Source organism: Amycolatopsis sp. NPDC104819 (genome assembly GCF_055583145.1).
The window spans coordinates 431,952-444,820 of the sequence record NZ_JBVJON010000007.1; the positions used below are offsets into that span (position 1 = coordinate 431,952).

Genomic DNA, 12,869 nt, shown 5'->3' on the forward strand with positions numbered 1-12,869 from the left:
AGACTCCAGGGAACACGAGATCGGCAGCCGACTTCGTGGTCACCCGGGAAGCCCGGGAAAGCGGGAGTTACCGGGCCGCCGGAGTGACCGGCAGCCCCGCCCTGGACGCTTCGGGGCTCGACATGCCCCGACAGTACCGGCCCGGCCGCGGAAGCTCGCCCGGTAGGCCTGCGGGCTGGTGCCGACCACCCGCTTGAACCGCTCCCGGAACGCCGTCGGCGAGCCGAACCCGACGTCGCCCGCGATGCGGTCCACCGGGTCGCCCGTCGCCTCCAGCAGGTGCTGCGCACGCCGAACCCGGGCCCGCAGCAGCCATTGCAGCGGCGTGGTCCCGGTCTGCTCGCGGAAGCGGCGGTTCAGCGTGCGGGCGCTCATCCCCGCGTGTCCCGCGATGCCGGACAGCGTCAGCTCGGCCGCGCAGTTCTCCTCGAGCCACCGCAGCACCGGCTCCAGCTCGGAGCCGCGCGGGGTCGGCGGGGGGTCGTGGACGATGAACTGCGCCTGGCCGCCCTCGCGCTCCAACGGCATCACCGACAGCCGGGCCGCCGCGGCCGCCACCGCGGAGCCGTGGTCACGGCGGATCAGGTGCAGGCACAGATCCAGGCCGGCCGCCGCGCCCGCCGAGCTCAGGAACTGGCCTTCGTCGACGTAGAGCACGTCCGGGTCGACCGTCACCGCCGGGTGGCGGCGGGCCAGCTCGGCCGCCGCGGCCCAGTGGGTCGTCGCGCGGCGGCCGTCGAGCAGGCCGGTCTCGGCCAGGACGAACGCGCCCGAGCAGATCGACGCGATGCGGGTGCCCCGGGCCGCGGCCGCCCGCAACGCGGCCAGAACGTCCGGAGGCACCGGCGGCGGGTCCTCGGCGCGGCCGGGCAGGATGATCGTGTCGGCGTCCTCGAGCCCACTGAGGTCCCACGGCGGGCGCAGCGTGAACGCGCCGGCGTCGAGCTCACGCCCGGTGCCGCAGATCCGGACCTCGTAGGCCGGCGAGCCGCCCAGGAGCGTCCGCGAGAAGACTTCGATGGGCGTCGCCAGGTCGAACGGGACGACCGTGTCCAGCGCGAGGACGGCCACGATGTGCATGCCCCCACGATAGATCGTCCACTATGGACGGAGGCTGCGCAGCATCAGGTTCGCGAAGTGCTCCCCCACCTGCTCCCCCGAGAGCTCCCCCTCGGCGTGGTACCACATGCCGAGCCGGTGGATCGCGCCGTAGTGGTAGTTGATCACCAGGTCGGCCGGGACGTCGGCGCGGAAGACGCCGGTCCGCTGCCCTTCCTCGACCAGGCCGCGCACGCGCTCGTGGTACGTGCGCCGCTCCGCCCGCACCTGGACCTGCTTGGACTTCTCCAGCAGCGGGAACGAGAGGAAGAACACCGTCGCCGCGTCGAGGTCGGCGATGCTCGTCACGACGACGTCGGCGATGATCGCGTGCAGGCGTTCCGGCAGCGGCAGGTCCGACTCGGCGATCGTCGTCATCCGGCGCGTCTGCATCCGCAGCATCGCCGTGTAGATCTCGAAGAGCAGGTCGTCCTTCGACTCGAAGTAGTGGTACAGCCCGCCCTTGGTGACGCCGGCCTCTTCGACGATCTCACGGACCGTGGTCGCCTCGAACCCCTTCTCCGCGAACAGGCGCACCGCCGCCCGCACGACCTTGTCCCGCACGTTCATGAGACCACCCTAGGTGAGCGGACGGGCCGGTCCGCACGGCGCTACGGACCGGCCCTCCCATCTACTTACCCAGCAGATTCACCTGGTCCGGGGTAGCGCGTTCACCGGTGTACGGCGTGATCGCCCCGGTGCCCCGGTCGGTGACCGACGGTGGCTGGATCACCGTCGTCGTGGTGTCCGGGTTGATCTTGAACACGTACGCGCCGGTGTACCCGGAGTGCGAGTCCTTCGAGAACCCGAACGGCGTGAGACCCGGGCCCTTCAACGCCCCGGAGCTCATGGCCTCGACGATCTTCTGGCGGGTCGGGTCCGGCCCGGCGGCCTTCAGCGCCTGGCCGAACGTGTACGCCTGCACCATCCCGTAGAACAGCGTGTTGGTGAGCGGCTCCTTCGGGATGTACTTGTCGTGGATGCCCTTGAAGTAGGCGACCCACGGGTCGGACGTCTGCGCGACGTCGGGCAGGTAGCCGGTGCCGATCAGGCCGTTGAGCAGCTGCGCGCTCGACACGCTGGCCCCGCCGCGCTTGGCGAAGTCCTGCAGCAGCCCGGACAGCGTCGCCGGGTCCGCGCCGATGCTGCTGACCACGAACTGCGGTTTGTATCCGATCTTCGCCGCGGCCAGGATCGACAGTGCGGTGAACGCCGGGATGCACTCGCACACCACGACCTCGGCGCCCGCGGCCTTGAGCGCGGACAGCTGCGGCGTGACGTCGGTGTTCGCGCTGTCGTAGCCCTGCCGCGCGACGGTCTGGTCCTTGACGAACTGGTCGAGCCCGGCCTGGGTGTCGCGGCCGACGTCGTCGTTCTGCGTGAAGTAGCCGATCTTCTTGCCCGCGAAGGTGTCCTTGATGTACTTGCCCTGGATCTTGCCCTCACGCGTGTAGTCCACCTGGTACCCGAAGGTCATCGGCGCCTTCTGCGGGTTGTCCCACGCGAGCGCGCCCGAAGACACCAGCAGGTCCGGCACGCCTTCGGTGTTCAGGTAGTCGACAACCTTCGAGTGCGTCGGCGTGCCCAGGCCGCCGACGATCGCGAACACCTTGTCCTGCAGGACGAGCTTCTTGACAACCTCGACGGTCTTGGTCGGGTTGTACCCGTCGTCCTCGACCTTGTAGTCGATCTTGCGGCCGTTGATCCCGCCGGCGTCGTTGATCGACTGGTACACCGCGCGGGCGCCGACGGAGATCTTGCTGTACCCGGGCGCGGCCGGGCCGGTGAGCGGCTGGTGGGTGCCGATCACGACGGAGTCCTTCGTGACACCGACGGCCGAGTCGGCGGCCTGCTGGCCACCGCCGTCGCTCTCCCCCGCACCGCCGCACGCGCTGAGCGCGAGCGCCAGCACCGCGATTCCCGCGACGGTTCTAGTGGTTCCCATGGTTCTCCTTCTTTTCGGCGGGTCGACGGAGAAGTCCGCGCAGCCGGTGGAAACCGCCCTGGATGCCGCGGGGGAAGGCGAGCACGACGACGATGAGGATCACGCCGTACACCGCGAGCGGGAGGTTGTTGGCCACGTCGGTGTTCAGGTGCAGGACGTCGGCGAGGTCCTCGGACCAGGCCTGGAAGTACACGAGCGCGACCGCGCCCCACAGCGCGCCCCACAGGGACCCGAGCCCGCCCAGCACCACGGCCGCCAGCAGGCTCAGCGACAGCGCGGGCGTGAACGAGCCGGGGGCGGCCGTGCCGAGCAGGAACGCCTGCAGGCCACCGGCCAGGCCACCGCAGACCGCGCTGATGAGGAACGCGAGGATCTTCGTGCGGCCGACGGCGATCCCGCCCAGCGACGCGGCGACCTCGTCGTCCCGCACGGCGCGGAAGTCGCGGCCGAGCCGCCCGCGGACGATGTTCAGCACCAGCACCAGCGCGATGAGCACGCTGAGCCAGACGACCCAGGTCTGCCAGCGCAGCTCGGGAACGGCCACCCCGGACGGTCTGCTGTGGACGGTGAAGCTCAGGCCGTTGCTGCCGCCCAGGAAGTCCTGGAACCGGCGGGTCAGCGCGGGCAGCCCGACGGCCAGCGCGAGCGTCGCCCCGGCGAGGTACGGCCCGCGCAACCGGGCCGCGGCGGCCCCGGCCAGCAGCCCGGCGAGCCCGCCGGCCGCCGAGGCCAGCAGCAGGTCGGCCCACAGCGGGAACGACGGCACCCGCCGCACCAGCAGCGCGACCGTGTAGGCGCCGATGAACATGAACGCGCCGTGGCCGAGGGAAACCTGGCCGGTGAGACCGGTGAGCAGCGTCAGCCCGGCCACCGCGACCAGGTAGTAGCCGATCGTCGCGATCCGGAGGTTGGTGAACTCGTCGGTGACCAGGGTCAGCACCACGACGACGGCGAACGCGGCCAGCGCGTACAGGACGTGGACGACGAACGGCGGCAGCGTCCGCTTCTTCGCCACCGTCTTCACCGGGGTTTCCGGAAGACTCGTGCGCACCGTCATACCCGCCTCACCTTCGCGCGGCCGAACAACCCGCTCGGCCGCACGATCAGCACGACGACGAGGATCGCCAGCGCGGCGATCGTCACCATCTCCGGTCCCAGGTAGCCGGACACGTAGGACAGTCCGATCCCGAGCACGAACCCGCCGACGATGGTGCCCAGCGGGTTGTCGAGCCCGCCGAGCACGGCCGCGGTCAGGGCGTAGACGAACACGCCGTCCAGCACGTTCGGGAAGAGGAACGGCGGCGTCGCCAACAGCCCGGCAAGCGACCCGACAGCCGCGGCGAGCCCCCAGCCGACGGTGAGCATCAGCCCGACGCGCACCCCGAGCGTGCGCGCCACGTCCGGGGCGAACGCGGCGGCGCGCATCCGCAGGCCCAGCGGCGTGTACTTGAACACCACCAGCACGAGCGCGGCGATGGCGAGCACGATCAGCACGACGAACAGGTCGTTGGCGGAGAACCGGCCGACGAAGTCGAAGGCGTACGGGAAGGCCAGCGGCTCGTTGGACCAGATCATGCCCGCGATTGCCTGCAGCACCAGCAAAAGCCCCAGAGTGACGATGATCGAGCTCAGCTCCGAGCGGTGCCGCAGCGGCCGGATCAGCAGCCGTTCGGTGGCGACGCCCAGCAGCGTCCCGGCGACGATCGCGACGGCGAAGCCGAGCCAGTAGCTGCCGGTCGCCTTCGTCACCGAGTACGCGAGGTACGTCGAGATCAGGGCGAGGGCGGGCTGCGCGAAGTTCACCACCCTCGTGGCCCGGTAGATGATGACCAGCGCGAGCCCCAGCGCCGCGTACACCGCGCCGGCGGAGATCCCGCCGAGGGTCAGGTCGAAGAAGTCCTGCATACCGGGCCCGTCACCTCCAAGTAGACGTTCAGAAACCGAGGTAGGCGTGGCGGAGGCCGTCGTCGGCCAGCAGCTCCGCCGCGGTGTCGACGGCCACCACGCTGCCGAGCGCGAGGACGTACCCGTTGTCCGCGATGGACAGCGCGCTGTGCGCGTTCTGCTCGACGAGCACCACGGTGAGCCCGGTCGAGGTCCGCAGGTCCCGCAGGATCGCCATGATCCGGGCGGTGATCAGCGGCGCGAGGCCGAGCGACGGCTCGTCGAGCAGCAGCAGCTCGGGCCGGCTCATCAGGGCGCGGCCGATGGCCAGCATCTGCCGCTCACCGCCGGACAGCGTCGACGCGGGTTTCGCCGAACGTTCTTCCAGCGGCGGGAAAAGCTCGTACACCTCGCGTTTGGCGGCCGCGCGGTCGGCGCGGTCGCGCCGCCACAGCGCACCCAGCCGGAGGTTCTCCTCGACGGTCAGCTCGGTGATCACCCCGCCGCCCTCGGGCACGTGCGCGACCCCGCCGCGGGCGATGCGGTCCGGCGCGCGGCCGGTCAGGTCCGTGCCGTCCCAGGTGATCCGGCCGCCGCGGGCCGGCTGCAGGCCGCTGATCGTGCGCAGCAGCGTCGTCTTGCCGGCGCCGTTCGCGCCGAGCACCGCGGTGATCCCGCCGCGCTCGACCTTCAGCTCGACGCCGTCGAGCGCGCGGACGGCGCCGTAGGCCACGGAAAGCTCGCTGATCTCAAGCACCGGGCGCCTCCTCGGCGGGGTCACCGAGGTAGGCCTCGGCCACGCGGGGGTCGGCCTGGATCTCGGCCGGCGTGCCCTCGGCGATCACCTCGCCGAAGTTGAGCACCACCACGCGGTCGCAGACCTGCATGACCAGGTCCATGTGGTGCTCGACGAGCACGACCGCCATGTGCCGGCGCAGCGAAAGGATCAGCGTCGCAAGCTCGACGAGTTCCGCGGCCGAGAGCCCGCTCGCGGGTTCGTCGAGCAGCAGCAGGTCGGGCTCGGCCACCAGCGCGCGGGCGAGGGCGACGCGTTTGCGCACCCCGTAAGGCAGAACCCCGGGCAGCCGGCCGGCGAGGTCGGCGATCCCCAGCTCACCGAGCGTCTCCCGGGCACGGGCCGCCAGGTCGCCTTCGTCGCGCGCCGAGCGGCCCGCGCCGACGAGCGCCGGGAGCAGGCCGGTCCGGGCGTGCCGGCCCGCGCCGGCCATCACGTTCTCGAGCACGGTCAGCCCGGCGAAGAGGCCGAGCCCTTGCAGCGTCCGAACGATGCCGAGCCCGGCGAGGTGCTCGGGACGGTGCCGGACCAGCGGTTCCCCGCGCCACAGCACGCGGCCGGACTGCGGCCGGACGAAGCCGCAGACGACGTTGAACAGCGTGGTCTTGCCGGCGCCGTTGGGCCCGATGACCCCGACGACCGTGCCCGCGGCGACGCTCAGCCGGACGTCGTGCAGCGCGGTGAGGCCGCCGAAGCGCACGGTGAGGCCATCGACCACGAGCAGGTCCTCGCCGGGCAGTGCCTCGCCAAGCCGTGTCGTCATCGACGCTCCTGTCTCACCAGGTGGACCAGCCCGTACCGCGCGGTCGGTATGAAGAGGGTGGGGCGCGACGCCGGTCGTGTCAAGGTGCGACGGGATCTCGGCGAGCGGTCCGAAAATTTCGGGAAGCGAGCCCGCCGGGGGAAGTCCTTACGCCACAAATGGCGAAGGGCGGGTGCGCTGGTTCGCGCACCCGCCCTTCGCCGTCCGGCTCCCGGTCAGCCCGTGCCGGCCTGCGGCGCGAGCATCGAGGAGGCGTCGAGCTTCGTCTGGACGACACCCAGCTGCTGCAACAGGTCCGGCACCCGCTGGATGCGGCGGGCGTCCAGGGTGGACCCGAAGGCCGGCATCACCATCAGGCTCGCGATGTCCTGGTCCACCTTGGCGTTGCGGACGACGAGCGGCTCGATCCGGGCCCGGTCCACCGCGGCGCGCGTGGCGTTGAGCATCGCGCGCTGGAACGCGCGCATCGTCTTCGGGTTGTCCTGGACCCACTTGGCCGTGGCGCCGAAGCCGGTGAGCGGGAAGCCCTCCGTGCTGCCGCTGGCGGCGTCGATGACCGGGAAGGCGCCGGCCGTCTTGGCGGACTGCGTGAGGAACGGTTCCGGCTGGTAGGCGGCGTCGACCCGGCCCTGCGCCAGCGCGGACCCCATCTCCGGCAGCGGCATCGGGACCCACTGCACCTTGGTGGCGTCGACCCCGTGGTCGCGCATCACGGACCGGGTCAGCACGTCGGAGGCCGCGTTCTTCGAGCTGATGGCGATCCGCTTGCCGCCCAGGTCGTTCACGGTCTTCACCGGCGAGTTCGGCACGGTGACGATCTCGTTGCTGCGCGGGCTGGCCGACGTCGCGTCGGCGATCAGCCGGAGGTCCGCGGTGCCGCTGCTCTTGGCCAGGAAGAACAGGGTGTAGGTGGACAGCGCGAGATCGTCCTGGCCGCCGGCCATCCGGTTCAGCGCGTCCTGGCCGCTGGCGCCCATGTCGGTTTGGACGTCGAGCCCCTCGGCCTTGAAGTAGCCGCCTTCCTGGGCCAGCCACAGGCTGGCGAGGTCCACCGCGGCGAAGATGGCGACCTTGATCGACGGCTTTTCGACGGCGCCGCCGCTGCCCGACCCGCTCAGCTGGCTGCATCCGGCGGCCAGCAGGGTGAGCACGAGTGCGAGCACGGCGAGCCGTCGTGTCGTGGCGCGTGGGGGCATGCCACTCCTTGCAAAAGAATCTTGAGAGCACGGAATCCGGCTCGACGAGCCATGGTTCGCCGGACTGTAGATGACGATTTCCGGGTCCGCAATTACGTTGCCGAGAAATGCGCAAGCCCTCGTTCGAGGGAAGGAGTGACGGACGGAAAGCAGGTAAGCACACACAGGACCGTGCTCACCAAGGGAAAGAAACCCACGAGAAACCGGCACACAGCGTGATCGTCAGCCGCCATCCGGCCGAACCCACTACGGCGGATGAGCGCAGCGACGTGCCACCGGTACCAAGCGATCACAAAACCGATCGCTCGCACCGCGGCCAATTGTGAAAAGTGGATCAGCCGTAACGAACCCGGGCGGACCGGAGACTCTGGCGCAAAAAGGGTGGGAAGATGACCGAATCCTGGAAGTACCGGCCGCCGATGCTCGCGCGGCGGTCCGGCCACGAAGCCGCGACCGCCGGGGGCGCCATCTTCGTCTTCGGCGGCGCCGAGGGGGCCGGGGGCTTCGGCTCGGTGGAGACCCGCCGGGTGGCGGGCGACGGGGAATGGCGCTTCGTGCGCCCGATGCCGACGGCGCGGGCGGGCCACGCGGTGGGTGTCGCCGGCGGACTGGTCCACACCGCGGGCGGCCGCACCGCCGACGACCGGACCACGGACGTCGTGGAGGTCTACGACCCGGCCGGCGACCAGTGGGCCGCGGGCCCGCCGCTGCCCGGCCCGCTGGACTCGGCCGCGGGCGCCGGGTTCGCCGGGAAGGTCTACGTGGCAGGCGGTTTTGCCGAAGACGGCACAGACGCCACGGACGCGGTGCTCGTGCTCGACCCGGAAGATCCGCGCCCACACTGGGGTCCGGTGGCCCCGATGCGCACACCGCGGGCCCGCTTCCGGCTGGTCGCCGCGGGAGAACACCTCTACGCGCTCGGCGGCCTGCCCGGCCGGCGGCAGGACGCGCTCGACTCCGTGGAGCGGTACGACCCGGCGTCGGACACGTGGGAAACCGTGCCGCCGATGCACAAACGGCGGGGGCTCCCGGGCGCGGCCGTGCTGACCGGGGACGGCCGGACCCGGATCGTGGTGGCCGGAGGTGGTCCCGTGCCGGGCCGGGACGCGACCACCGGGGACCGGACGACGGAGGTCTACGACCTGGCCACGCGGGAGTGGCGGCTGCTGAGCGGTCTGCTGCCGCAGGGCCGGCCTTCGCTCGTCTGCGCGCCGCGGTCGGCGAACCGGGTGCTCGCGATCGGCGGCGGCGCGGGGCTCTTCGGCCGGCTGATCACCGTGCCCGACGTGCTTTCGCTGAAGATCCCGTGAGGGGCCGCCGCCCGGCGGCGACGGCCCCCGGCGGTCAGCAGAACCAGCCGGCCTGGATCCAGCCCCGCTGGTTCACGTGCCCCATCGCGTACCCCTCGGCCCAGTCGCCGCTGGGCGAGTACCGCGACAGCTCGAAGTGGTCACCGCGGTAGAGGGTGCCGATGATGACGCCGGCCGGCTGCGTCCGGACGTAGAGGTCCTGGGCGCAGATTTCGTGCACGGTGCCCGCCGAAGCGGCCGGGGCGAAGGTGAGCGCAACGGCGGCCGCGAGGGCCGCGGCCGCCGTGATGCGTGCGGTGGTCATGGGAGCTCCTGGTCAGTCGAGGGAGAAACAGCTGCGGAGCAGGAAGCCCCACTTGCTCGTGCCGTGCCAGAAGACGTCGGCCGAGTTCTGGTCCGAGGTGATGTAGCGGACGCCGATGTAGTTGCCCTGCACGAGCGTCGCGATCGGGTCGGAGTGACCCTGGCCGGGGGTGTAGTTGCCGAAGAGCGTGGCGCTGGCGCAGGTGATGTGCGCGGCGCGCGTCGGCACCCACGGGTCGCCGATGGTGCCGCTTCCACTTTGGACGGTCGCTTCGGCGGGCGCGACCGCGAGGCCACCCGCCGCGACGGCCAGCAGGGCCACCGCGCACGCGCGTTTCACCGTGGTGAACAACATTTTGGTCCTTTCCGGACGGCTGTTGTGCCGTACGGAAAAGAACTACCGATTCCGCCGTTCGGGCGGAAGCCCACGGGATGACCGGGCGTGCACACTTCGGGTCTGCCCGTGCACCCGCCCCCGCTCAGGTGATCTTCCCGGCGGCTTCGGACGGCGTGACGAACCGGCGCAGGCCCGGTGTTCCCGCACCGACCAGCACCACCGCCACCACGCACAGCAGTCCCCCGCTGACGAGCGCGAACCCGCCCGAGGTCACCCCCGCCACGAGCCCGCCCCGCAGGTTGCCGACGTCCGGGCCCGCCTTGCCCACGATCTGCTCCGCCGCCGCGACCCGCCCCAGCAGCGCGTCCGGGGTGGTGAGCTGCACCAGCGCGCCGCGCGAAACGACCGACACCGTGTCCGCCGCTCCCGCCAGCACCAGGCACGCCAGGCCCAGCCACGGATCCGGCGCCAAGCCGAACCCGGTCAGCGAAACACCCCACAGGATCGACCCGCGGCCAGGTCCGTCAGCAGCGCGCCGCGGACGACCGGGTCCGGACCAGGAACGCCAACCCGTCGAGCACCCCGCGCACGCCGGGCCGCGACGGCTCGCCGTCGGGGCGCATCGGCGGGAGGCCCAGGACGCCGTAGAACGCCATGCCGAACGTCAGTGCGTCCACGAGGTAACTCTGCCGTTCGTTGCCGATCCGACCACAGCCACGGCCGGATGATTTCGTGGCAACGGTTACGTACCGCTCGAAGGCCGGCCTGCTTTTGGCCGGATCGGCAACCCGCCGACACCGAACCGGCCGAGCACCAGGCCGCCGAGGGCCGGGCCGAGCAGCATCGCGCCCTGGAACGCGATCCGGTTCACCGCCAGCCCGGCGGGCAGCTGCGCCGGCGGCAGCAGCCGCGGGACGAACGTGCGCGCGGCCGGGCCGCCACCCGCGACAAAACACGACTGCGCGGCCACCAGCCCCAGCACGGCCAGGACCGGGACGTCGCCCAGAAACCCCTGCACGACCAGGAAAACCGCGCAGACCGCCTGGCCCGTCGTGGTGACGAGGGCGAACTTCCGCCGGTCGACGCGGTCCACCAGCGACCCGGCGAACAGCCCGAACACCACCACCGGCGCCGCCTGCGCGAGCCCGACCGCGCCGGTCCAGACCGGGCTGCGGGTCTGCTCCCAGACCTGGAACATCACCGCGACCAGCGTCATCTGGGCGCCGAAACCGGAGAAGACCCGGCCCAGCCAGAGCCGCCGGAACGCCGGCGACGTCCGCAGCGGTGTCAGGTCGACAAGAGCACGGGTCAGAGCCACGGCGAAACCATAACAGCGCTTATATAATTCTGAACTCCAGCAGGCACCGGTCGGCTGCCAGGTCCACGACCGCGTCGAGCGCCAGCCCGTGCGCCGCGGCCAGCGCGCGGAACTCCCCGACCCCGCGCTCGCGGCCGCCGAAGATCACCAGCATCGCCAGGTCCGACCCGGTGTCCGCCCGCCGGCCCCCGACCGGCTCGACGACCAGGACCCGCCCGCCCGGCGCCGCGGCTTCGACGCAGCGGGCCAGGATCCGGTGGGCGTGCTCGTCGTCCCAGTCGTGCAGGATGTCGCTCAGCAGGTAGGCGTCCGCCCCCGGCGGCAGCGGGTCGAAGAAGCTGCCCGCGACGGCTTCGGCCCGGTCGCCGAACGCTTCGAGGGTGCGCGCGGCCCCGGCCGCGGCCGGCGCGAGGTCGACCAGCGTGCCCCGCGTCCCCGGGCAGGCGGTGAGGATCGCGGCCAGCAGCTCCCCGGTGCCACCGCCGACGTCGACGAGCGTGGGGAACCGCGCCCAGTCGTGTCCGGCGACGATGCCCGGCACCTGGTCGCGGAAGCGCAGCTCCATCTGCCGGTCGAACGACTCGCGCAGCGGCGGGTGCGCGGCGAGGTCGGCCCAGAAGTCCTGCCCGTACCGGCGCGCGTAACCGCCTTCGCCGGTGGTGACGCTGTGCAGGAGCTCGACGAACGCCAGCTCGGCGCGCCCGCCCGCGGTGTCCAGGCGCAGGAGGAGGTTCGTGAAGCCGTCACCGCAGAGCTCGGCGCCGTACTCGGTGGTGCGGTAACCGCCGGAGGTGTGCTCCAAGAAGCCCAGGGTCGTGAGGTGCCCCAGCAGCAGCCCGAGCGGAACCGGCGCGACACCGAGCTCGGCCGCGAGGTCGTCGGCGGTGGCGCTCGTGGCGCGCAGCCGGTCCGGCAGGCGCAGCGTCACCGCCACCCGGATCGCCATGGGTGTCGCCAGTGAGGCCAGCCGAAGGATGTCGTTCCCCATGGGCCGATCATGGCAGCGGCGCGGACCCGTTGTCCCGCGAGAAAAGCCGGGCTCCACAAGGGACAGTGCGTGACCACGCGGGCACCAGCAGCAAGGGGAAGCACTTTGGAAGCCGGTTCGGGCAAAGTCGGTGGTAACCGAACGCAAGAGGAGAGCTCATGAGAGCCGGTGCAATCCAGGCCGTCATCGGCACGGCCCTGCTGGGGATCGTCGTCTTCGCCCCCGCCGCGGCGGCGGCCGGGGGTCCGCCCACCGACCCCTCGCCGGTGGGCGGAGTCGGGAGCGGCCCCTACATCGGCGACGTGCCCAAGCCGGCCCCGCCCGGCGCCGGCACGGCGAGCGCCGAGATCAGGTAGGCCGCGCGCAGGACCGCGTCGCGCAACAGGGCGGCGCTGTCCTGCGCCCGGGCCGGGGTGAGCACGAACCCCGCGCTGGTGTGCTCACCCCAGCCGGCCATCACGTGCGGCTCGCCGAACCCGCGGATCGGGCACGGCAGCGGCGGCGCCACCGGCAGGTGCGCGTCGCTCGCCTGCAGGCTGACGTCGGCACGCTCCGCCCGGGCCGGCACCGCCCGTGCCGCCCGGGCCGGTGGCGCCTGGTGCGCCACGACGAGTGCCCGCGAGACCCCCAGTCCCGCGGAAACCCGTCGTTGCGCCAGCCGGTAGGCGACCAGCGCGCCGAGCCCGGCGCCGAACAGCACGTGCGGCCGGGCGAGCTCCCCCGCCAGCTCCCCCACCAGTGACTCGACCAGCAGCCACATGTCGCGGTACGGGTGCTCGTCCCGCCGTTCCCCCCGGCCGGGCAACTCGACGACGTGCACCGCGATCCGCGGATCGCGCCACGCGCGATAGCGGCCGGCCGCCTCGCCGACGTCCGGGAAGCAGACGAACAGCGTGCGATCCGGGTCAGCGGTCTCCACCGGCGGCCTCCA

General features: G+C 72.0%; 14 protein-coding genes and 1 pseudogene. 2 read left to right on the forward strand and 13 right to left on the reverse strand.

Annotated elements, in window-relative coordinates; genetic code table 11:
- Positions 1-39 precede the first annotated feature (39 nt).
- The 8 genes from ACZ63E_RS24395 to ACZ63E_RS24430 form a co-directional block, all read right to left on the reverse strand.
- Entirely contained in the window at positions 40-1,080 is a 1,041-nt protein-coding gene (locus ACZ63E_RS24395) for a GlxA family transcriptional regulator (RefSeq protein WP_465338414.1), read from the reverse strand.
- 21 nt (positions 1,081-1,101) lie between these two features.
- Complete coding sequence (locus ACZ63E_RS24400; RefSeq protein ID WP_465311567.1) at positions 1,102-1,668, reverse strand: TetR/AcrR family transcriptional regulator; 567 nt, start codon at positions 1,666-1,668, stop codon at positions 1,102-1,104.
- A gap of 61 nt (positions 1,669-1,729) precedes the next feature.
- Entirely contained in the window at positions 1,730-3,043 is a 1,314-nt protein-coding gene (locus ACZ63E_RS24405) for an ABC transporter substrate-binding protein (protein WP_465338415.1), read from the reverse strand.
- Positions 3,030-4,100, reverse strand: a complete 1,071-nt coding sequence (locus tag ACZ63E_RS24410; RefSeq protein WP_465338416.1) for a branched-chain amino acid ABC transporter permease — start codon at positions 4,098-4,100, stop codon at positions 3,030-3,032. The genes ACZ63E_RS24405 and ACZ63E_RS24410 overlap by 14 nt, the downstream gene beginning before the upstream one ends.
- Positions 4,097-4,948, reverse strand: a complete 852-nt coding sequence (locus tag ACZ63E_RS24415) for a branched-chain amino acid ABC transporter permease (protein WP_465338417.1) — start codon at positions 4,946-4,948, stop codon at positions 4,097-4,099. Before ACZ63E_RS24415 ends, ACZ63E_RS24410 begins: the two co-directional genes overlap by 4 nt.
- 28 nt (positions 4,949-4,976) lie before the next feature.
- Positions 4,977-5,684, reverse strand: coding sequence for an ABC transporter ATP-binding protein (locus ACZ63E_RS24420; protein ID WP_465311571.1), 708 nt, complete (start codon positions 5,682-5,684; stop codon positions 4,977-4,979).
- Positions 5,677-6,486, reverse strand: coding sequence for an ABC transporter ATP-binding protein (locus ACZ63E_RS24425; protein WP_465338418.1), 810 nt, complete (start codon positions 6,484-6,486; stop codon positions 5,677-5,679). Before ACZ63E_RS24425 ends, ACZ63E_RS24420 begins: the two co-directional genes overlap by 8 nt.
- A 215-nt stretch (positions 6,487-6,701) precedes the next feature.
- Positions 6,702-7,682: an ABC transporter substrate-binding protein gene (locus ACZ63E_RS24430; RefSeq protein WP_465338419.1), complete on the reverse strand. Its 981-nt coding sequence runs from the start codon at positions 7,680-7,682 to the stop codon at positions 6,702-6,704.
- A gap of 389 nt (positions 7,683-8,071) precedes the next feature.
- On the opposite strand from ACZ63E_RS24430, the gene ACZ63E_RS24435 reads away from it, so the two are divergent.
- Entirely contained in the window at positions 8,072-8,992 is a 921-nt protein-coding gene (locus tag ACZ63E_RS24435) for a Kelch repeat-containing protein (RefSeq protein WP_465338420.1), read from the forward strand.
- Positions 8,993-9,026: 34 nt separating this feature from the next.
- Here ACZ63E_RS24435 and ACZ63E_RS24440 read toward each other — a convergent pair whose 3' ends face one another.
- The 4 genes and pseudogenes from ACZ63E_RS24440 to ACZ63E_RS24455 form a co-directional block, all read right to left on the reverse strand.
- Positions 9,027-9,296, reverse strand: coding sequence for an SH3 domain-containing protein (locus tag ACZ63E_RS24440; protein WP_465338421.1), 270 nt, complete (start codon positions 9,294-9,296; stop codon positions 9,027-9,029).
- 12 nt (positions 9,297-9,308) lie between these two features.
- The gene (locus ACZ63E_RS24445; RefSeq protein WP_465338422.1) at positions 9,309-9,650 is read right to left on the reverse strand and encodes a hypothetical protein; all 342 of its coding nucleotides are present in this window, start codon (positions 9,648-9,650) and stop codon (positions 9,309-9,311) included.
- A 124-nt stretch (positions 9,651-9,774) separates the two neighbouring features.
- Positions 9,775-10,950, reverse strand: a pseudogene (locus ACZ63E_RS24450) (MFS transporter).
- 19 nt (positions 10,951-10,969) lie between these two features.
- Positions 10,970-11,938 carry a methyltransferase gene (locus ACZ63E_RS24455; RefSeq protein ID WP_465338423.1) on the reverse strand — a complete coding sequence of 323 codons (969 nt, stop codon included), beginning with the start codon at positions 11,936-11,938 and terminating at the stop codon, positions 10,970-10,972.
- 158 nt (positions 11,939-12,096) lie between these two features.
- Between ACZ63E_RS24455 and ACZ63E_RS24460 the strand changes: the two genes are divergently transcribed.
- Complete coding sequence (locus ACZ63E_RS24460) at positions 12,097-12,294, forward strand: hypothetical protein (RefSeq protein WP_465311578.1); 198 nt, start codon at positions 12,097-12,099, stop codon at positions 12,292-12,294.
- Here the strand turns inward: ACZ63E_RS24460 and ACZ63E_RS24465 are convergent.
- Entirely contained in the window at positions 12,228-12,857 is a 630-nt protein-coding gene (locus ACZ63E_RS24465) for a thioesterase II family protein (RefSeq protein WP_465338424.1), read from the reverse strand. The genes ACZ63E_RS24460 and ACZ63E_RS24465 overlap by 67 nt on opposite strands.
- Between the last annotated feature and the right edge of the window lie 12 nt (positions 12,858-12,869).